We start from the raw sequence: 18401 nt of genomic DNA, 5'->3' as shown, positions 1-18401 counted from the left end.
AGGCTATGTGACAGAGATGTTGCCGTCCTCAGCTCCGGTGTGGCGCGCATAGGCGGCGAGCCGCTCTTCCAGTGTGCCGGAGTGAAGCTCGAACAGATGGTTGTCTTCATCGTAGAAGTACACCGACCGCCCCTCACCGGCAATGCGGGGGCGTGGCGGCTTGACCTCGAGGCCAAGGCTGCGGATGCGCTCTATCGCAGGCTCTATCTCCTCATCATCCACCTTGAAGGCGATGTGATTGTAGCTGCGCTCAGGCAGGCTTTCGCCCTCCATCACGGCGATCCAGATATCCCCGGATACAAAGAATTTCTCCGGAGATAACGAAAAGCCAGCTCCCTGACTGCAGTAAACCTCACGAAGGCCAAGAACCTCCGTGAGAATTTTGGCCATTCGCGTTATGTCACGGCAGATGAAAGTAATGTGAGAAAGACCGCGAATCGGCATGAAACATATCCCTAATTGCAATTGCAGCTAATACGCGTAGATTTTCCCATTATTGTTCTGCTGGTTGTTCTTGATCAACTTGCTTTTCATCACGGTATAGGTAATTACTGCAATGTCCTTCCGTGAAGCGAAGGCCGAGGGAGTGTCTGTCAAATTTGTCTACTTGTATATCTAAAAGTGAGTGGCAAAGCAACGCTGTGACAAGGGGGCGCGTTGAATGACCGGGCTTGGACCGCTGAACCGGGGAACAGGAATTGCCGTCTGGCGCCAGATAGCTGAGTGGATCCGCACCGAAGCAGCCGCCGGCCGGTTTGTGCCCGGAATGCAGTTGCCGCCGGAAATGGAGCTTGCAGCCCGTTTCGGCGTGAACCGCCATACGGTCCGGCGCGCGATTTCCGTGCTGACGAACGAGGGCCTGTTGCGTGCGGATCAGGGCCGGGGAACCTTCTTTGCAGGGCGTGCCGTCAGCTATCCGATCTCGCGGCAAACGCGGTTCTCCGAAATTCTGGCCGGACAAGGGTATTCGCCGGGCGGACGCCTGACGGGAGCCGGCGTTGAGGGTGCAAATGAGATCCTTGCTGCCAAGCTGGAGGTGCCGGCCGGAACGCCGTTGCAGCGGATAGAGACCTTGCGGGTGTCTGGTGATACGCCTGTCCTGTCAGGCACAAGCTGGTGCGAGCTGACCCGCTTTCCGGGCCTTGCCGCTGATTTTGCCGAAACAGGCTCCTTTACCCAGTGTTTCACCAGGGCAGGGCTTGGCGGGTATGCCCGCCGCGAAACAAGGATCTATGCCGAGCGTGCCACAGTTGAGGATGCCCGGTTGCTGGGAATCGACTTGGGCTCGCCTGTGATGGTGATGGAAGTGATCAACGAGGATCTTGAGGGCCGTCCGGTGCAATATGCCCGCAGCCGCGTCGCAGCAGACCGGATGGAACTCGTCGTGCGGAGCTGATCAGCGCTTCTTGCGGGTCCAGCATGGCTTGGCCTTGCTGGCCTCCTTCCAGCCGCTGCGGGCTTCCGGCCAGGCCGTCCGGGCCTGCGCTTCGTGCCACCCAAGGACAAAGCCGGACGCGGCGGCAAGAGAGGCTGCCCGGGCCGCCTTGCCTGCGGCCTTTCCCGCGCCAGGAGACAGAGCTGTCAGCCGTTCGGCCATGGCGACATCATTGAGGTAACCGAAGACGTCCTGCAGGGTCTTGAGCTGCTTGAGGAAGGCCTTGCGCGCCTCGCCCGGGAACAGACTGGCGAAAAATTCCAGTCCGTAACGGAACTTCTTCAGAGCCTTGCGCATGTCATGGCGCTCGGTTCGCGACAGGGTGTCGAGCCGCTGGCCATAGCTCTGAACCTTGCGCCAGCGCTTGCCAATTGCTTCGCTGGCAAAGGAAGTGACGGCCCCGGCGAGCCGGTCCGCCTGCCTTGCATCTTCCTCCTTGCGCCAGCCTGCCGTCTCGCAGTAGCTGGCAATGTCCAGCAGGAAGCTGTTGAAGGCAGTGCTTGCCAGTTCGGCTTTCAGGGCTTGCCGCGCCGCCTGACGGTCCTTTTCAAGCTGCTCCAGCAGCAGCGGAATGCTGATGCCGTCCGGTGCATGGGATGCAAGGGGGGCGGTAATTTCATCGCTCAGCACATCAAGATCCCGTAGCGCACCGGCTGCAGTGGCATAGCGGCTTGCCTGCTGATCCAGCGCGCCGGTGCGGCGCGGGTCAAGAACCGGCCTGAAAAGCTTGAACGCGGTGCGCAGCCGCCTGAAACCAATGCGCAGCTGGTGCGGCCCTTCGTTGTTTGCGCTGGTCAGGCATACCATGCGGGCGGCTGAAATCTGGTCGATGCAGGAGCGCAGGATGTGCTGATAGGCATCTTCCACGCTCATCGTGCCGGCAAGGTTGACGGTGCCAGCGCTGCACGGGGCCTCGTCCTGACCGAGAAACAGCCGGTAGCCGCGCTCGGCCTTGCTCTCCGGCGAAAAGCGAAAGGCGTTGCTGCCCATTAGTGCCAGTGCGGCTTCATACAGCGGCGCGATGCCGCCAGACTTCAGCTCAAGCTCCAGCTCGCACAGGGGCAGGCGCTTGTCTCCTGCAATAATCTCGCCTGTGTCCAGCGCGGCCTCGATGATGGTGCCGTCTTCGCGGGTAAGGTCGCGCTGGGTGCGCTGCATCACCGTCTCGAAACAGGGAGCAAGCTCTGCTCCGCCGGTGCACTCCGTGATCTGGCGGCGGATGCCTTCATCGGCAACCAGATCCAGCTGGAATTGCGGGCCGCTGACATCTATCTCGATTTCGATGGGAGAGGACAGTCCGCCGGAAAGGGGTTTGCCAAGCTTGACGGTCTGGATCCAGCGCCGTCCGGACCTGCGCACCCGTGCGGCGATCTTGGCCTTGTGCAGCCGCAGGTCGGCCGTGTCGAAATAGATCGACCTGAGTTGCTTTGTAGAGGTTCTTCCGGAGGAAAATCCGGCCACAGCTCCGGAGAACTTAACGCTCTCCGCCGCATCAGGTTCAAGCTCCAGCTTGAGTTCGACTTCTCTATCCGGCGTACTCATGTCAAAACTACTAGCCTACCGCCGGTGTGGTGTCGAATGATTTCAGGAGACCTTCGCTTTCAACTGCGCCCGAACAGGCGGCCAAGGCGGGCGGTCACCTTCATCAGGAAGGAGACGATCCAGGGCATGGGGCGGCGGTTGAATGCAATCTTGCGCACATAGACCGGCACATGCCAGACCGCGCGGGTGCCTGCGGGAAACAGCATGCTGACGCCGGGGCGGCCTTCATAGGTGTTGCCGGCCTCATCGGTTATATGAACCTCGCCTTCAAGGAAGAGCACGGTCTCGTCCCAGAAGAAGTGCCAATGGAATTTGCCGGCGGTGCACTCCCAATGGTCGGTCGAGGACCAGCCGTTGGTGCCGGTGGAAAGGCTGGCGAGCCGGGCCTGCGGCATGCCCTCGATGATCCACTCCGGGCGGATCGGCGCGCTGCGCATCGCTGCGGCGTTGAGGGCTGCATAGCGGAAGACAGGCGTCGCGCCGCCCGGTTGCTCCATCTGGGGCGCAGCTTCCCCGTCCTGCGGCTTGCCGATGCTGCCGTTCTCAATAAGTGCCATGATGCCCAGCCTTCTCCTGACCAGCGGTGCCTCTTTGCCCGTGGGCACCTGCGGTTGCGGGATTTATGCCATGGGCTGCGTTGCCGCGGGGTTTAACCGCGGATGCGGGCCATCTGGAATTTGCAAATGCAGTTAACCGCCCGTGACCGGCTGGTCAGGCCTGGCGCGGGTAACGGGCAGCTTCTGCGGGCCAGCTTTCGATATCATGCGGGCGGCCCTCCTGGTCGGCAAAGGCGACCATGTCACGGGCCAGGATGGCCTCGAAGAGGAGAACCGAGGTGACAGCCATCCGCCGGCCCCGGTCAAGGATCAGCAGTTCGAAGCCTTCCTGCAGGCGGGCACGCAGATAAGGCACGATATCGCTGGTCTTCCAGGCGAGCGGGCGGGCCGGATCGACGAACATCACATAGATGCGTTCCAGCGGATCCCGGTGAAAATAGGCACCTGCATCCAGTGGATGGGGAATACGGTTGCGGTCCGGGCTGTTCGTCAGCCGGGCGGAGAGATAGGCGCATTGATAGGCAAGGCATGCGGACGGACGTTCCGGCTGGCCGAAGATGGCACAGCCATGATCCTTGATGCTGGCGCAGGGCCGGTACATCGGTTTGTCCAGAGGACCAATCTCCGGCAGCTCGCAGCAATAGGTACAGGTGCGGCACCAGGATATGCGGGCACCAGCGTCCTTCTTGCGTTTAGCCTGCCCCACGCGGCGTTCCCCTTTGGCTTGCGGCGCGAAGCTGGCGCCGCCACGGCTCATTCCGTCTGGCAAACACGTTCGCGATTGCAGCGGAAGATTAAAGAGTTATTCCTGAAGCTCAAGGCTGGCGATGCAGATGAAGGGGGAGATACAAGACAAGACGCTGAAGTGGCAGAGCGTGTCTAACTATGCCGCTGAAAAGTGTGGTGCCCCTGGCCCGAATCGAACGGGCACTCCCTCACGGGAAACGGATTTTGAATCCGTCGCGTCTACCAGTTCCGCCACAGGGGCAGCGTCCTTGGAGCCGCGACTATAGCCAGACTGGCTTTGCCGTCAATCCACCGGTTTGGGCTTTCCCCGCTCCAATTGGCAATTGTTTGTTGCGCCGCGGAAAATATCCGCCCTGGCACCTCGTTCCCCCGATGACAAAAGCTCCGGCGGCGGCTATGCAGAATGTCATTATGCTTAGAAAACTCTACGATTGGACATTGTCCCTCGCCTCTGGCCCGCGCGCACCGCACGCGCTGGGGGTGGTTTCATTCATTGAAAGCTCGTTCTTTCCGATTCCACCGGATTTGCTGCTGATCCCAATGGTGGTCGCAAACCGCCACAAGGCCTGGTTCTACGCAGCCATTGCCACGGTCATGTCGGTACTGGGCGGCATTTTCGGCTATCTGATCGGCGCTTTCCTGTTCCATCAGGTCGCAGCGCCGATCCTGTCCTTCTATGGCTACATGGACAAGTTCGACCGCTTCAGCGAGATCTTCAACGCCTGGGGCTGGTGGTTTGTGTTCATTGCCGGCCTGACGCCATTTCCCTACAAGGTGATCACCATCGCTGCCGGTGTCACCGGCCTCTCCATGCCGGTCTTTGTCGTTGCCAGCATCGTGTCGCGCGGCATGCGCTTCTTCGCAGTTGCAGCGCTTCTGTATCTCTTCGGTGAACCGATCCGGAACTTCATCGAAAAGCGTCTCGGTCTCGTCTTCACGGTATTTGTGATTCTGCTTGTTGGCGGCTTCGCTGCTATCAAACTGCTCTGAAATCGGATGAGGATCTGAAATGACATCGCTTCAGCGGGCCAGGGCGGCCAATCTGCTTCTGCTTCTGGGGGGAACAGCCTCCATTGCGGCAGCTTGGGGCTTTCAGCTGATTGGCGGATATCTGCCCTGCAAGCTGTGCCTTGAGCAGCGTGTCCCGTATTATGTGGGGCTGCCGCTGGGTGTTCTGGCTCTGCTGGCTCTCATGACGCGCCGCACCGGCGTTGCCACGGTGCTGCTGCTTCTCGTGGCTGCGGTCTTTGCCTATGGGGCCGGACTTGGCGCCTATCAGGCCGGGGCCGAATGGGGCTTCTGGATGGGGCCATCCGACTGCGGTGGCGGCGGTGCCACTCCGAAGTCTGCGGCCAACATGCTGCAGGCGCTGCAGAACACCCGCGTGGTCTCCTGCACAGAGGCCAGCTGGCGTATGTTCGGCCTGTCCTTCGCTGGCTGGAACATGGTGGCCTCCGCAGGTGTTGCCATTCTGGCGCTGTTTGCAGGCTATCAGGCCCGCAAGGGCTGAGAGGGGACGCGGCCATGGGTGAGCGGGAGCGGCGTGCAAAAGCCAGGGAAGACGAGGCCAGACGGGCCCTGTCGCGCGTCCAGGCCGAGAGCGAGACCATCCTTGGCTCCACCACCAGCCGCATGGCCAGCCATGCCCAGCGTCACTTTGGCGCCGCCGACAAGAACCAGAACGACCGGATCGAGGTCTGGGGCACGCGCATCGGCCGCATCGCTGGCCTGCTGTTCGCGATTGGTCTGGTTATCTATCTGGTCAGCGCCTATCTGATGTGAACTGTAAGTTCACAAAGGGCGATTTGATGAGTGACCGGACAGGGGCGCCAGACCCGCAGATTTCAGCCATCGCGGCCATGGTGGCCCCGGGGCTGGACGCCTTCGAGGTCATGGTGCGTCAGGCCTATGCCCAGCTTCCCGAAGAGTTTCAGGCGCTTTGCGAGGGTTTGGTGATCACGGTTGCCGATTTTGCCGATGAGGAGATGCTGGAAAGCGTCGGCCTTGACGACCCCTTCGAATTGATGGGCCTGTTTCAGGGCGTGGGCCTCGCACAGGGCGGAGACATGCTCCATACGGGGCAGGAGCCAAACCATGTGTGGCTGTTCCGGCGCCCGATCCTCGACTATTGGGCCGAGCATGAAGAGCAGCTGGGTGACGTGGTGACCCATGTTCTGGTGCATGAGATCGGCCATCACTTCGGCCTGTCGGATGAGGATATGGAAGCAATCGAGGCCGCAGCGGGCTGACCCGCGCGGCCTCGTTGTACTTGTCCTGTACCGGGCACGAAACCCGGCATTACAGTGTCACTTGTCCTCGGCCTTGGCGCGCTCGATCGCCTCGACGATCAGCTGACGCGCCCTGTCCGGGCCTTCGATGCCAGTGACCTTGACCCACTTGCCGGGCTCCAGATCCTTGTAGTGCTCGAAGAAGTGCTTCACCTGTTCCATGGTGATCGCCGGCAGATCGTCGACCGACTTCACGTTTTCATAGCGGCGGGTCAGCTTGGTGCTGGGAACGGCAATGATCTTCTCATCCTGGCCGCTCTCGTCTTCCATCATCAGCACGCCGATCGGACGGCAGCTCATGATGGCGCCGGGGATGATCGGGCGCTGGTTGATGACCACGACGTCGATGGGGTCGCCATCGCCGCACAGGGTGTGGGGCACGAAGCCATAGTTCCCCGGATAGCGCATCGGGGTATAGAGGAAGCGGTCCACGTACATGGCACCTGCTGCCTTGTCCATCTCGTACTTGATCGGCTCGCCGCCGACCGGAACTTCGATGATGACGTTGATGTCTTCCGGCGGGTTCTTGCCGATCGGCACCGCATCAATACGCATGAGCTTGCTCCTTGAGTTGCTGCGCAGGTCTATTGCAGGGACCGCGCCGCGAAGCAAGGGGCAAGTGTGATACTGCGTTGAAATCCGGGCTTTTCGTCGTTGCAGGCAAAGGCAAACCGGTCTCCCGGATCAGCGGTCCGTTTCATGCCAGCAATAGATCGAAAGCTCCAGCCGCTTGCCCCCCGTCTGGTGCCAGGAGCGGCCGGTCAGCACACCGCCAAGGGCGGCATAGAAGCCGCAGGCCGGTTCATTGTCCGTCAGGACGCGCACCGCAAGGCCCTTGAGACCGCGCCGCTCAAGGCAGGTTCTGACGCTGGCAAACAATCTGCGGCCAAAGCCGAGGCCCTGATACTCCGGCTTGAGATAGAGCTCGTAGAGCTCTCCGGCGCAGCCGGTGCCCCGCATGCGGCAGGGGCCATAGCTGGCATAGCCAGCTACTTCGCCGGCCACTTCCAGCACCTCGATCTCGACGCCCTTGTCGATGGCGTCATGCCACCAGCCGCGGCTGCGGCGGGCGACAAAGCGCTCCAGGTCCAGCCCGTCGAGCATGCCCCGGTAGGCAAGGCGCCAAGCTTCGGCATGCACGGCAGCAAGGCTAGCCGTGTCATCATGTCTTGCGGGGCGCAGTTCCACGAGGCTCGTCGTCATCGGCAGATGATAGCCGGGCATGAGGCGAACGGGAAGCGGACAATGAAGGGAGACCGGTTGATCTGCCGCAACGGCAAATGAAAAGGGCCAGCACGAGTGCTGGCCCTTCAGGTGCCCGTTCGAATGTACTTCAGCACTGAACCTGATCAGCTCCGTTCCGGGGGGGCTGGGGGGCTAATGCGTACCGGAACCAGAACCGTTCAGGCCGAACGGGTATGATCATAAGATGGTGGGCCAACGTGGCGTGTGAAGGGCTCAATTGAGGCAAAAGCAAGGTATCTTTTCAGCTTTCCTGCGGCCTTGAATCCCTGCGACACGCAGGCTTGCCAGTGCGCCCCGCAAGGGGCATCATGACAACTCAATGACATATCCTCGCCGGCAGGCATCAGCAGGTTTGATTCCGCAGCAAGGTTGACGGGAGGTGGCATGAGCGAGAGCGAAGGTGATGCAGCCGGACAGCCGCAAGGCTTTCCTCTGGAGGTGCCCGTCCGGCCGGACAGTCCGCCCGGTTCCAGTGCCCAGTCCACCGTTCCGCAGACCCCGGCAAAACCCGTCGTTGCCTTTGACCGTAGAGAGCTCGACCAGATCCTGCGCATTTATGGCCGGATGGTCGCGGATGGAGAATGGCGGGACTATGCCATCGACCTGATGAAGGACCGGGCCGTCTTCTCCGTCTTCCGCCGCAGCAGCGAAATGCCGCTTTACCGGATCGAGAAGGACCCGAAGCTTGCCCGCCGCCAGGGCGCCTACAGCGTGGTGGCGACGGGCGGCATGGTGCTCAAGCGCGGGCATGAGCTGGCATCTGTTCTCAAGGTTTTTGAAAAGAAGCGCCATCTGCGGCTGGTGGATGCCTGAGCCCAGGCAGAGCGTATTCCTGCAACGCAGAAAGGCCTCAGGACGGTCTCGTCCTGAGGCCTTTCTTCCAGCTTTTCTTTAAGTCTCAGAAGCGCAGGCTCAGTTCGGCGTTGACCGAATGGGACTGGGCGTTGCGGCGCAGTTCACCGCCATAGGTCAGCTTGCCGGTCAGCTTCTGGCTGGCATTGGTGGCGGCAACACCAAGGTTGAGCCGTCCGATGTCACGGCCAAGATCAGGTGCCGCAACCTGGACAGATGTTCCCAGCACCTGAACCTGACGGCTGGCGGAAACCGGCCCCAAGGCGCGGGCATAGGCGATGTCCATCGTCGGGGTCACGCTGTAGCTGCCCAGTGCGATGGGCGTGGCCGACAGACGCAGGCCAACGCCGGTTTCCGAGCCCGTTGAGGTGGTGTTGCGCAGGCTGACGTTGAACACATCGGCCCCCGTTTCGTTGCCGGAGCCCAGCCACTGATGGCGGACGCGGCCGTGCACATAGGGCCGCGCCAGCAAACCTTCGGTTTCGAAGGTCATGCCAATGCGGGCTGAGGCCGAGAGGCCGAAATCATGCGTCCGTGTTTCACCGTTTACTGGCACGCTTGTGCCCGGCTCGATGATGTTGTTGCGGTTCGTGGTGCTCTCGAACCGCGAGAAGCTGGTGGCTGCTTCCAGGAAATACCGGTCATAGGTGTAGCCGCCGTAGAGCAGCGCATGCTGCCCGCCTATGCGTACACGATCGTCCGCGCTGTGCATGGAGGAAAGGCTGAAGCCGCCGGCCGCGCCGAGGCGCAGATTTTCGGTGGCGATGAATTCACCACCGATCAGCAGGCCCGCGCTGCGGCTGGTGGCTGCGGGCGCGGAAGCTGTGCCATCCATCAGGTTGAGGCCGGCAAGAGACTGCATCCAGAACCGCCGGCTCGCCTCGTTGGGCGCAGTGCCATTGGTGGATACGGCCACCGCCGGTCCAGACGGGTCAAGCAGGGCGCTGGCGCGCTGCTCCGTGATGCCCATAACCGTGTTGAAGGCCTGCTGCTGGACCTGAGATGTCCGAGAGAAGACGGCGGTCTTTGTGATGTGGCGATTGCTTGTCAATCGGTCGAGGTTGAGCAGACCCCAGCCATACCGGCTGTCGATGCCGGCGGCGCCGATGTCCGAGGCGGTCACCAGTACAAGGCGTGCCAGCTGCTCCGGGGTGGCATTGGGGTACATCTGCTGGGCGATGGCCAGCGCACCGGTGACGTGCGGGGCGGCCATCGAGGTCCCGGAGAAGCGCACATAGCCGCCGGTGTTGGCCGTGGAGTAGATGCCGCCGGTGTTCTCGTCATCGTCGCCACCCGGTGCTGCCAGGCACCACATCATCGTGACGCCGCACTGGTTGGCATAGGCAGCAGTTTTGCCATCGCGGCCTACCGAGGTCACGGCAATCCAGTTCGGTGTCAGTTCCGGGTAAAGGTAGGGCAGGGACGCCTCGACGCCCGCATCCGGCGAACGTTCATTGCCTGTCGCCCACACCAGAACGGCGCCTTGGCTGGCAGCTTCACGTGCCGCAAACAAAAGTTCCGACCTGTATTCTTCGAATTTGGCTCTGTCTTGAGCCAGATTGCCGGAAGGTTCGTAGACGTAGCTGCCCCAGGAATTATTGAAGATGCGAATACCATTTTCGAGGCCATACTCGAGCACCGAAGCTGCATAGTTGACCAGGATGTCGCCGTCCTCATCCATGATCGCAAGATTTGCGAGCTTCACGTCTGGAGCCACACCCATCATGCCAATGCCGTTGGCGGATGCTCCGATGATGCCCGCCACGTGGGTGCCGTGGCCATCGGCGTCCGTGAAGGTCGCCATCTCCTCAGAGCCGTTGTAGTTGAGGGCGCTGAGATTGGCGATCAGGTCGGGATGGCTGGCGAGGATGCCGGTATCCATGACACCAACCGTCACACCGGCTCCGGTATAACCACGGGAATGGGCAATTGGCGCGCCGGTCATCAGCAGACCCCACTGCGCTTCATACTCGTTGACTGGCACAAGCGGCGCTGCCTGTGTTGCCGCAAGGCCCAGGAAGAGGGTGGACGCTGCTGTCGCACCGAGCAGTGCGGAGCGCAGAAAATATGAATGTGTACGCATATCAGCCCTGAAAACCACTTGAACTGCCTTTGTATTCACCAGGGCAGCAGGCGGTGCAATCAATGCCCGGTGATGGCACTTTCCGGGTGGGCTTGAAGATAAAAAGGGCGCGGAGGTGATCCGCGCCCTTGAACTTTGCTGCTGTGTGCCGCGATTATTCGCGGTTGCCGAACAGCTGCAGCAGCATGACGAAGAGGTTGATGAAGTCGAGGTAGAGACGCAGGGCGCCCATGATCGACTTCTTGGTGGCCACTTCGCCGGTGTCGCCTTCGTAGTACATTTCCTTGATCTGCTGGGTGTCATAGGCGGTGAGGCCTGCGAACACCAGCACGCCGATCACCGAGACAGCGAACTGCAGGGCGGAAGACGCCAGGAAGATGTTGACCACCGAGGCAATGATGATGCCGATCAGGCCCATCATCAGGAACGAGCCCCAGCCCGACAGGTCCTTCTTGGTGGTGTAGCCGTAGAGGCTCAGCGCACCGAAGGAAGCGGCGGTGATGAAGAACACGCGTGCGATCGACCCGCCCGTGTAGACGAGGAAGATCGAGGACAGGGACGCACCCATGAGCGCGGCATAGACCCAGAAGCTGACCTGTGCGGTCGAGGCGCTCATGGACTGGATGCGCATGGAGAGGAAGAACACCATGCCAATCGGAGCCAGCATGATCAGCCACTTCAGCGGCGAGGCATAGAGCGCATAGCCAAGCTGCGAGAGCATCGTGCCGTTGCCGAGAACGGCAGCAGCAGCTGCCGGATCAGTGGTCGTCGCGAACTGGGCAAGGCCCAGAGCGATGAAGCCAGTGATGGCAAGACCGATGGTCATGTAGTTGTAGACGCCCAGCATGTAAGAGCGCAGGCCCTGGTCAATGCCGGCATCGGCGTAGCGGCCGGCGACCGCGTACGGTGCTTCATTTTTCCGGTCGAACGTCGACATAATAGTGTTTCCCCTTCATTAGGTTACGCGGGAGGGACACTCCCAAACCGCCTCGACGGAGCAAGTCCGTTTGCAGAAGAATATGGGCGGCGTTTGGTACCTGCACAAGGGCAAATGACCAAAAAACCGGGCTGGCGAAGATTACAAAATCTCCATCTGCGGCCTCCGGGGGCTGACGAAGCGCCTGAGGCCGTTCGTTGCGGTTAGAGATTGCGCAGCACGGGGGCAGGTTTCTTGCCCAGAACGCGCCAGGTGCCGATAAGGCCGAAGCCGACGGTCAGCACCAGCGCAGCAAGCGCCGCGGTGATGGCTGTGCCGGGCAGCAGCGTGAAGGACCCGTTCATTACCTGCGTGATGACGAACCACGCGGCCACGGACCCGGCCAGTACCGCAAACACAGCCGTGTCGAGGCCGAGCATCGCATATTCCATCGCATAGGCGCCGGTCAGCCGGGCGCGGGTGGCGCCAAGCGTCTTCAGGATCACCGCGTCATAGATGCGGCTGCGGTTTCCGGCCGCCAGCGCTCCGGCCAGTACCAGAATGCTGGAAATGAGCGTGATGGCAGATGCCGCACGTATGGCGACGGCAAGCTGGGCGACGAGATCGTTCACCTGCGCCAGGGCATCCTTCACGCGGATGGCCGTGACTGTTGGGAAGGCGGAGGAGACGGTCTTCAAAAGGCCAAGCTCGCGCTCTGCCGGCACATCCGGGTCCCAGGTCACGGTCATCAGGAAGGCATGCGGGGCGCCGGCGAAGGTGTTGGAGGAGAAGACCATCACGAAATTGATGGCAAGCGACTCCCATTCCACCTTGCGGGTGTTGGCGATCTTGGCGGTGATCTCCCGGCCCAGCACGTTGACGGTGATCCGGTCGCCGACCGCAAGACCCAGTTCGGTGGCCAGTTCATCATCGAAGGAGACCAACGGTTCTCCGCTGTAGCCTTCGGGCCACCATTCCCCCTTCATCAGTGTGGAATTGGCCGGCAGGCTGTCCTGATAGGTGATGCCCCGGTCGCCGCGCAGCACCCAGGCGGCGCTGGCCGGCGGGGTGATCTGGTTCACTGGCACGTCCTTGAGGCTGACGAGGCGCCCGCGCAGCATCGGCACGCTCTGGATCTTCGCATCCCCGGCCTCCTGCTTCAGCAAGGTGGCGAAGGCGTCGCGCTCGGTGCTCTGGATGTCGATGAAGAAGAAGCTCGGCGCCTTTTCCGCAATCGTTGCCGTCAGCTCCCGGCGCAGGTTGCCATCAATGAGGGCGAGCGACACCAGCAGGGTGAGGCCAAGGCCAAGCGACAGCACCACCGAGGAGGTAAGCGCGCCGGGCCGGTGGATGTTGGCTATGGCGAGCCTGAGGCCGGTGGAGCGCACCTGCGGCGCCTTGCGTGCAGCCAGCATCAGCAGCCGCGCAACCCCGCCCAGCAGCAGGAAGGAGGCAGCGGAGGCAACCACATAGATGGAAGCAATGCGCCGGTCTTCGGCAAGGAAGATGGCGATTGCAGCCAGCGACAAGGCGGCGATCAGCGTTGCCGCCAGATAGCGCTTGCGCGGCCAGACCTTGGCGCCCGTCACCTGATCGCGGAACAGAGCGGTGGGCGGCACGTCATGTGCGCGGCCCAGCGGCCAGATGGCAAAGGCCAGCGCCGTCAGCATGCCATAAAGCAGGCCGAGGCCAAGCTCTGCAGGGTAGACGGATACCGCCAGCTGCACAGGCAGAAGGCCGGAAATGGCCCCGGCTGCCGCGAAGGGGATGATGGCACCTGCCACAAGCCCGATGGCGATGCCGATGGCGGCAATGATCATCATCTGGATCAGATAGATGCGGAAGACGAGATCATTGCTGGCGCCAAGGCACTTGAAGCTGGCGATCACCTCGCGCTTGCTTTCAAGGAATGCCCGCACCGCATTGGCAACGCCGACACCGCCGACGACCAGCGCGGTAAGGCCCACCAGCGTCAGAAACTGGGTGAAGCGCTCGATGTTGCGCTCCAGCCCCGGTGAGGCGCTGGCGCGGGACTGGATGCGCCAGCCGGCTTGCGGAAACTGCTCACGCGATTGCTCGATGAGGCGGATGATGCCTTCATCCGTCGTGCTGGATGGCAGCTTCACCATGTAGGACCAGGTGACGAGGCTGCCGGGCTGCACGAGGCCGGTTTCGGGCAGAGCCGTTTCGTTCAGCATCAGGCGCGGGCCGAATTCAAGCCCGCCGGAAAGCTTGTCCGGTTCGGTGGCAATCACACCGGTGAGGGTGACGGTGGTGCGGCCGACGGAGAGTTTGTCTCCGGTGTTGAGGCCAAGACGGGCGAGCAGCGAGGCATCGGCGACGGCGCCGAAACTGCCGTCCGGCTGGCGGCCCATGGCCTCGGCAGGATTGGTGCCGCCTGCAAGTGTAAGAGTGCCATAGAGCGGATAGGCGCCATCGACGGATTTCAGCTCGACAAGGGCCTGATCACTGCCATCGGTCTTGCGGGCCATGGCGCGCAGGGTCGCGGTGCGGGTAACTTCGCCAAGGCTCTGCACATAGGCATATTCGGCAGCATCGGCCTCCCGGTGGACGAGGCGGAAGGACATGTCGCCCCCGAGGATGGACTGCCCCTCGTTGGAAATGCCTTCTGTCAGCGCCCGCGACACCGAGGCAACGCCGGAGATGGCGGCAACGCCAAGGGCAATGCAGGCGATGAAGATGTAAAAGCCCCTCAATCCGCCGCGCAACTCGCGCAGGGCAAAGCGGAAGGCTAGGGCGAGTGAGCGGTTGCCGCCTGACGGGGCCGGGGCAAAGGCCGTCATGCGCGGGCCTCCGCCGGGGAGGTGTGATGCTCCTCCTCCACCTGGCCGGAGCGCATCCGCACCACCCGGTCGCAGCGTTCGGCCAGCGCCGGGTCATGGGTCACCAGCACCAGCGTGGTACGGCGGCGGGCGATGGCTGCAAACATCAGCTCGACGATTTGCTCGCCAGTCGCGGCATCCAGGTTGCCGGTGGGCTCGTCGGCGATGAGGATTTCCGGCTCCACCACCAGCGCCCGTGCGACGGCGACGCGCTGTTGTTCGCCGCCAGACATCTGCGCCGGATAGTGGGAGAGGCGGTGGCCGAGACCCACGGCTTCAAGCTCTGCGCGGGCCTTGTCGAAGGCCTTGGGGTCGCCGGCAAGTTCCAGCGGCACGGCGACATTTTCCAGCGCCGTCATGTTGGGCACCAGATGGAAGGACTGGAAGATGATGCCGACATTGCGGCCACGGAAGCGGGCGAGCTGATCCTCGCTCAGCGGCGTCAGCTCGGAGCCCGCGACAATGACCGAGCCCTTGTCGGCGCGCTCCAGCCCGGCCATCACCATCAGCAGCGTGGACTTTCCGGAGCCCGACGGGCCAACCAGACCGGTGGAGCTGCCAGCCTCGATTTCCAGATCGACACCCTTGAGAATGTGAACCCGGCCTGCGCCGTCGCCGAGACTGAGGTGAACTCCCTTGAGCGCAATGGCTGGTCCAGTCGTCATGTGTGACCCTATATAGGTTGGGTGCCGGGATGGGATCCAAGCGGCTCCGCTGCCATTTCACTGCGGTGCCAGCCCCATCGGGCAACAAAAAGTATGATCCCGCTGACTGCGGGTTTTCCGGGTGCATATGGGGCCCTGTCACGGAGTGATCCAGACCGCCATGTTCAAGTTTGTGTATCTGTTTGTCGCAATCGCCTTGTCCGCAAGCCTTTCTTCAGGCGCTGCCCTGGCCAATGACGAACCTGTGAAGATTGTTGTGCTCGGGGACAGCCTGTCGGCCGGCTACCAGCTTGCCCCCGACGAGGCCTTTCCCGTGCAGCTGGAAAAGGCGCTGAGGGAGAAGGGTGAGAACGTCACCGTGATCAATGCGGGCGTCTCGGGTGACACGTCCTCCGGCGGCCTGTCGCGGCTCGACTGGTCCGTGCCGCCGGATGCGGATGCGGTGATCGTGGAACTGGGCGCCAACGATGCCCTGCGCGGCGTTGATCCGGCAGCCACCCGCAAGAACATCGAGGCTATCGTCTCCCGCCTGCGGGAGCGGGGTGTCGAGGTGCTGGTGGCCGGCATGCTGGCGCCGCGCAATCTGGGCGAGGATTATGCCGCCGCCTTCGACCCGATCTTCGCGGATGTGGCAAAGGCCAACGATGCGCTGCTCTATCCGTTTTTCCTCGAAGGCGTGGCGATGAAGCCGGAGCTCAATCTGGCTGACGGCATGCACCCCACGGGGGAAGGGGTTTCGGTCATCGTTGCCAATGTGCTACCCCTCGTGCAGGATCTCGTTGCCCGCGCCCGGCAGAAGTAACCTTCTGTCCCGCCGGGTCCCGCCTTTCGCGGCTTGCCGCGCCTGCCACATTGTCTTGAACAACGTCTTGAAAAAAGACCTTTCGAAACACGAGGGATGCTCCGATGGATCAACGCCGTCTTGGCCGCACGGATATCATGGTCAGCTCGATCTGCCTTGGCACCATGACCTTTGGCGAGCAGAACACCGAGGCTGAAGGTCATGCCCAGCTCGACTATGCGCTGGACCATGGCGTCAACTTCTTCGACACCGCCGAGATGTATCCGATCCCGCCCAGCGGCGAGACGCAGGGGCGGACCGAGCGCATCATCGGCACCTGGCTGAAGGCGCGCGGCAACCGGGACAAGATCGTTCTGGCCACCAAGGTGGCGGGCCGTTCGGACAGCACTTACTACCGCAAGTCCGGTGAAGAGGTGCGCCTCACCCGCCCGCAGATCCGTGAGGCGATCGAGCGCAGCCTGAACAACCTGCAGACCGATTACGTCGATCTCTATCAGGTGCACTGGCCGGACCGCACGGTCCCCGGCTTCGGCTCCAACCCCACCCGCTGGAATGATCCGGCGCCCGCGCCCGATGAAACGCCGATTGCGGAGACGCTGGCTGCCCTGAGCGAGCTGGTCAAGGAAGGCAAGGTACGCCACATCGGGCTGTCGAACGAAAGCGCCTGGGGCACGATGACCTATCTGAAGCTGGCGGAGACCGAAGGTCTTGCCCGGCCGGTGTCGATCCAGAACGCCTACAACATGCTGAACCGAACCTTCGAGACGGGGCTGGCGGAAGTATCCTTGCGCGAGGACGTGGGTCTTCTCGGCTACTCGCCGCTGGCGCAGGGTGCGCTGACGGGCAAGTATCTGGATGGTGCGCTGCCTGCCGGATCGCGCAAGCAGCTCTACAACCGCCTGCAGCGCTATGAGAAGCCGGGTGCGGAAGAGGCCATCCGGGCCTATGTAGAGCTTGCCCGCTCAGCCGGCATGGATCCGGCCCAGCTCGCCATCGCCTTCCCGCTGACCCGCAGCTTCATGACCTCGGTGATCATCGGTGCCACCTCTATGGCGCAGTTGCAGGTTGCCATTGGTGCGGCGGATGTGAAGCTTTCGCCGGAACTCATCGAGAAGATCGACCTGCTGCACCAGATGCACGGCAACACATCGCCCTGATCTGGATATCTGCCGTAACGGCAGAATTGCGGGCGAATCAACCTGTTGCGCGGCGCCATTGGCGCCGCGTTTCATTTTGGCCGTGCAAAGCCTCGTCTTTTCAAGGCCTTTGCGAATTTCCTTGCGCAGTGCGGCAAGATGTCCCCTGATGGAGGGACCAGCGACAGCGGAGGGTTGCCCGATGCCGCGATTGTTTACAGGTCTCGAAATTCCGGCCCAAACCGGCCTGCACCTGTCCATGCTCCGCGGAGGCCTCCGGGGCGCCCGCTGGATTGATCCTGAAAACTATCACATCACCTTGCGCTTCATCGGTGACATTGACGACCGCACGGCTGATGACGTGGCTGATGCCCTTTCGCGCATAAGGCGCGACCCGATAGAGATCCGGCTCAACGGCCTTGGTTCCTTCGGCAATGGCAAGCCGCATTCGGTCTGGGCGCGGGTAGAGCCATCTGCCCAGCTGGCCGAGCTTCAGGCGGAGCAGGAGCGTATCCTGCAAAGGCTTGGGCTGCCACCGGAGCGGCGCAAATACATGCCGCATGTCACCATCGCCCGCTGCAAGACGGCGAGCAACGCCGACGTTGCACGCTGGCTGGCCGAGCGCGGGAGCTTTCAGGCGTCAACTTTCCTTGCCGGCCGCTTTGTGCTGTTCTCCTCCCGCGCCAGCATCGGTGGCGGGCCCTATCTTGTCGAAGAGGCTTTCCCGCTGGCCGCGTGAGGGGCATGGCAACTGCCCTGCCTTGAAACGGGCCAGGTGGCGGAGCAGGCTGGGACCGTTTTTGGCATGGATAGACGGTATGATTGACGGCGGTTTGCTGGTGCTGCAGGCGGTAAAGGCCGTGACCGGTTTCATTCTGGGGCTGCTGGGGGCCGCGGGCTTCCTGGCCTTCGGATTTTTCCGGGACGTGTTTGCTCTGCAGGATCCGGTGATGGCCGGAGCAGTGACCGGCACGGCGCTTGTCTCCGCGGCTTTTCTGGGGGCGCTGGCCTTTGCGCCTTCTTTTATCGCCATTGCCCTTGCCGAAATCCTGCGGCTGCGCAGTGCTGTCTATCATGTGGGGCTGGCAGGAGTGATTGCAGCAGGGCTCTGGATCATGGGGGATAGTGCCATGATCAGTAATGGTCATGCCGGATGGCTGCCGGGCACCACAGTGGCGCTGGCTGCCGGCTTTGTCGGCGGCATCATCTACTGGCTGATTGCCGGGCGCACGTCAGGCTGCTGGAGGAGCCCGGCAGACAGGTCTGGTTGAAACTCCGGCCTGCTGACCA

Annotated in this window: 20 protein-coding genes and 1 tRNA gene; 10 read left to right on the top strand and 11 right to left on the bottom strand. The window is 62.3% G+C overall.

The features are described 5' to 3' along the window. Window positions 1–3: 3 nt before the first annotated feature. Window positions 4–444, bottom strand: a complete 441-nt coding sequence (fosX, locus tag V6L75_RS13455; protein WP_334252012.1) for a FosX/FosE/FosI family fosfomycin resistance hydrolase — start codon at window positions 442–444, stop codon at window positions 4–6. A gap of 217 nt (window positions 445–661) precedes the next feature. On the opposite strand from fosX, the gene phnF reads away from it, so the two are divergent. Further along, on the top strand, window positions 662–1396 hold the full coding sequence (phnF, locus tag V6L75_RS13450) for a phosphonate metabolism transcriptional regulator PhnF (protein ID WP_334252011.1): 735 nt from the start codon (window positions 662–664) through the stop codon (window positions 1394–1396). Here phnF and V6L75_RS13445 read toward each other — a convergent pair whose 3' ends face one another. The 4 genes from V6L75_RS13445 to V6L75_RS13430 form a co-directional block, all read right to left on the bottom strand. After that, window positions 1397–2977 (bottom strand): CYTH and CHAD domain-containing protein, encoded by a 1581-nt coding sequence (locus tag V6L75_RS13445; protein WP_334252010.1) that lies wholly within the window; start codon window positions 2975–2977, stop codon window positions 1397–1399. A gap of 59 nt (window positions 2978–3036) precedes the next feature. Continuing rightward, on the bottom strand, window positions 3037–3534 hold the full coding sequence (locus tag V6L75_RS13440; RefSeq protein ID WP_334252009.1) for a cupin domain-containing protein: 498 nt from the start codon (window positions 3532–3534) through the stop codon (window positions 3037–3039). Between the two features lie 154 nt (window positions 3535–3688). Next, window positions 3689–4240, bottom strand: a complete 552-nt coding sequence (locus tag V6L75_RS13435) for a hypothetical protein (RefSeq protein ID WP_334252008.1) — start codon at window positions 4238–4240, stop codon at window positions 3689–3691. A 195-nt stretch (window positions 4241–4435) separates the two neighbouring features. Further along, window positions 4436–4522, bottom strand: a tRNA-Leu gene (locus V6L75_RS13430). Window positions 4523–4692: 170 nt separating this feature from the next. Between V6L75_RS13430 and V6L75_RS13425 the strand changes: the two genes are divergently transcribed. The 4 genes from V6L75_RS13425 to V6L75_RS13410 are packed head-to-tail and all read left to right on the top strand — an operon-like array spanning window position 4693 to window position 6530. After that, a complete protein-coding gene (locus tag V6L75_RS13425; RefSeq protein ID WP_334252007.1) occupies window positions 4693–5271 on the top strand; it encodes a YqaA family protein in 579 nt (192 codons plus the stop codon). Window positions 5272–5290: 19 nt separating this feature from the next. After that, entirely contained in the window at window positions 5291–5791 is a 501-nt protein-coding gene (locus tag V6L75_RS13420; protein WP_334252006.1) for a disulfide bond formation protein B, read from the top strand. Window positions 5792–5805: 14 nt separating this feature from the next. Further along, on the top strand, window positions 5806–6063 hold the full coding sequence (locus V6L75_RS13415; protein ID WP_334252005.1) for a hypothetical protein: 258 nt from the start codon (window positions 5806–5808) through the stop codon (window positions 6061–6063). Between the two features lie 26 nt (window positions 6064–6089). After that, complete coding sequence (locus V6L75_RS13410; protein ID WP_334252004.1) at window positions 6090–6530, top strand: metallopeptidase family protein; 441 nt, start codon at window positions 6090–6092, stop codon at window positions 6528–6530. Window positions 6531–6587: 57 nt separating this feature from the next. Here V6L75_RS13410 and ppa read toward each other — a convergent pair whose 3' ends face one another. Together ppa and V6L75_RS13400 are read right to left on the bottom strand one after the other, a co-directional pair. Further along, the gene (gene ppa / locus V6L75_RS13405) at window positions 6588–7124 is read right to left on the bottom strand and encodes an inorganic diphosphatase (protein WP_334252003.1); all 537 of its coding nucleotides are present in this window, start codon (window positions 7122–7124) and stop codon (window positions 6588–6590) included. A 129-nt stretch (window positions 7125–7253) separates the two neighbouring features. Continuing rightward, window positions 7254–7793 (bottom strand): GNAT family N-acetyltransferase, encoded by a 540-nt coding sequence (locus tag V6L75_RS13400; RefSeq protein ID WP_334252002.1) that lies wholly within the window; start codon window positions 7791–7793, stop codon window positions 7254–7256. Between the two features lie 405 nt (window positions 7794–8198). Between V6L75_RS13400 and V6L75_RS13395 the strand changes: the two genes are divergently transcribed. Further along, on the top strand, window positions 8199–8627 hold the full coding sequence (locus V6L75_RS13395) for a DUF2794 domain-containing protein (protein ID WP_334252001.1): 429 nt from the start codon (window positions 8199–8201) through the stop codon (window positions 8625–8627). An 85-nt stretch (window positions 8628–8712) separates the two neighbouring features. On the opposite strand, the gene V6L75_RS13390 is transcribed toward V6L75_RS13395, so the two are convergent. From V6L75_RS13390 to V6L75_RS13375, 4 genes are all read right to left on the bottom strand, one after another. Continuing rightward, on the bottom strand, window positions 8713–10749 hold the full coding sequence (locus V6L75_RS13390) for a S8 family peptidase (RefSeq protein ID WP_334252000.1): 2037 nt from the start codon (window positions 10747–10749) through the stop codon (window positions 8713–8715). 154 nt (window positions 10750–10903) lie between these two features. Further along, entirely contained in the window at window positions 10904–11686 is a 783-nt protein-coding gene (locus V6L75_RS13385; RefSeq protein WP_334251999.1) for a Bax inhibitor-1/YccA family protein, read from the bottom strand. Window positions 11687–11889: 203 nt separating this feature from the next. After that, entirely contained in the window at window positions 11890–14469 is a 2580-nt protein-coding gene (locus tag V6L75_RS13380; protein WP_334251998.1) for an ABC transporter permease, read from the bottom strand. Further along, window positions 14466–15173 carry an ABC transporter ATP-binding protein gene (locus V6L75_RS13375; protein WP_334251997.1) on the bottom strand — a complete coding sequence of 236 codons (708 nt, stop codon included), beginning with the start codon at window positions 15171–15173 and terminating at the stop codon, window positions 14466–14468. Before V6L75_RS13375 ends, V6L75_RS13380 begins: the two co-directional genes overlap by 4 nt. A gap of 160 nt (window positions 15174–15333) precedes the next feature. Between V6L75_RS13375 and V6L75_RS13370 the strand changes: the two genes are divergently transcribed. The 4 genes from V6L75_RS13370 to V6L75_RS13355 all read left to right on the top strand — a co-directional run bounded on the left by V6L75_RS13370 (window position 15334) and on the right by V6L75_RS13355 (window position 18382). Then, window positions 15334–15975, top strand: coding sequence for an arylesterase (locus tag V6L75_RS13370; protein ID WP_334251996.1), 642 nt, complete (start codon window positions 15334–15336; stop codon window positions 15973–15975). Window positions 15976–16079: 104 nt separating this feature from the next. After that, window positions 16080–17132 (top strand): aldo/keto reductase, encoded by a 1053-nt coding sequence (locus V6L75_RS13365; RefSeq protein WP_334251995.1) that lies wholly within the window; start codon window positions 16080–16082, stop codon window positions 17130–17132. A 181-nt stretch (window positions 17133–17313) separates the two neighbouring features. Further along, a complete protein-coding gene (thpR, locus tag V6L75_RS13360; protein WP_334251994.1) occupies window positions 17314–17850 on the top strand; it encodes an RNA 2',3'-cyclic phosphodiesterase in 537 nt (178 codons plus the stop codon). Window positions 17851–17929: 79 nt separating this feature from the next. Continuing rightward, window positions 17930–18382, top strand: coding sequence for a translation initiation factor IF-3 (locus V6L75_RS13355; protein ID WP_334251993.1), 453 nt, complete (start codon window positions 17930–17932; stop codon window positions 18380–18382). Window positions 18383–18401 lie beyond the last annotated feature (19 nt).

Source organism: Pannonibacter anstelovis (assembly GCF_036881715.1).
Classification (GTDB): domain Bacteria; phylum Pseudomonadota; class Alphaproteobacteria; order Rhizobiales; family Stappiaceae; genus Pannonibacter; species Pannonibacter anstelovis.
Note: the sequence above shows the minus strand (reverse complement) of the source record. Positions and strands in the feature narration are given on the sequence as shown.

Bases quoted from the DNA above. Each gene is read 5' to 3' on its own strand.
- V6L75_RS13410 (WP_334252004.1), top strand. From the start codon at position 6,090: ATGAGTGACCGGACAGGGGCGCCAGACCCGCAGATTTCAGCCATCGCG.
- V6L75_RS13355 (WP_334251993.1), top strand. From the start codon at position 17,930: ATGATTGACGGCGGTTTGCTGGTGCTGCAGGCGGTAAAGGCCGTGACC.
- V6L75_RS13390 (WP_334252000.1), bottom strand. From the start codon at position 10,749: ATGCGTACACATTCATATTTTCTGCGCTCCGCACTGCTCGGTGCGACA.
- V6L75_RS13400 (WP_334252002.1), bottom strand. From the start codon at position 7,793: ATGCCCGGCTATCATCTGCCGATGACGACGAGCCTCGTGGAACTGCGC.
- ppa (WP_334252003.1), bottom strand. From the start codon at position 7,124: ATGCGTATTGATGCGGTGCCGATCGGCAAGAACCCGCCGGAAGACATC.
- V6L75_RS13365 (WP_334251995.1), top strand. From the start codon at position 16,080: ATGGATCAACGCCGTCTTGGCCGCACGGATATCATGGTCAGCTCGATC.
- V6L75_RS13370 (WP_334251996.1), top strand. From the start codon at position 15,334: ATGTTCAAGTTTGTGTATCTGTTTGTCGCAATCGCCTTGTCCGCAAGC.
- V6L75_RS13380 (WP_334251998.1), bottom strand. From the start codon at position 14,469: ATGACGGCCTTTGCCCCGGCCCCGTCAGGCGGCAACCGCTCACTCGCC.
- V6L75_RS13425 (WP_334252007.1), top strand. From the start codon at position 4,693: ATGCTTAGAAAACTCTACGATTGGACATTGTCCCTCGCCTCTGGCCCG.
- V6L75_RS13415 (WP_334252005.1), top strand. From the start codon at position 5,806: ATGGGTGAGCGGGAGCGGCGTGCAAAAGCCAGGGAAGACGAGGCCAGA.
- V6L75_RS13385 (WP_334251999.1), bottom strand. From the start codon at position 11,686: ATGTCGACGTTCGACCGGAAAAATGAAGCACCGTACGCGGTCGCCGGC.
- V6L75_RS13440 (WP_334252009.1), bottom strand. From the start codon at position 3,534: ATGGCACTTATTGAGAACGGCAGCATCGGCAAGCCGCAGGACGGGGAA.
- V6L75_RS13375 (WP_334251997.1), bottom strand. From the start codon at position 15,173: ATGACGACTGGACCAGCCATTGCGCTCAAGGGAGTTCACCTCAGTCTC.
- fosX (WP_334252012.1), bottom strand. From the start codon at position 444: ATGCCGATTCGCGGTCTTTCTCACATTACTTTCATCTGCCGTGACATA.
- thpR (WP_334251994.1), top strand. From the start codon at position 17,314: ATGCCGCGATTGTTTACAGGTCTCGAAATTCCGGCCCAAACCGGCCTG.
- V6L75_RS13420 (WP_334252006.1), top strand. From the start codon at position 5,291: ATGACATCGCTTCAGCGGGCCAGGGCGGCCAATCTGCTTCTGCTTCTG.
- V6L75_RS13395 (WP_334252001.1), top strand. From the start codon at position 8,199: ATGAGCGAGAGCGAAGGTGATGCAGCCGGACAGCCGCAAGGCTTTCCT.
- V6L75_RS13445 (WP_334252010.1), bottom strand. From the start codon at position 2,977: ATGAGTACGCCGGATAGAGAAGTCGAACTCAAGCTGGAGCTTGAACCT.
- phnF (WP_334252011.1), top strand. From the start codon at position 662: ATGACCGGGCTTGGACCGCTGAACCGGGGAACAGGAATTGCCGTCTGG.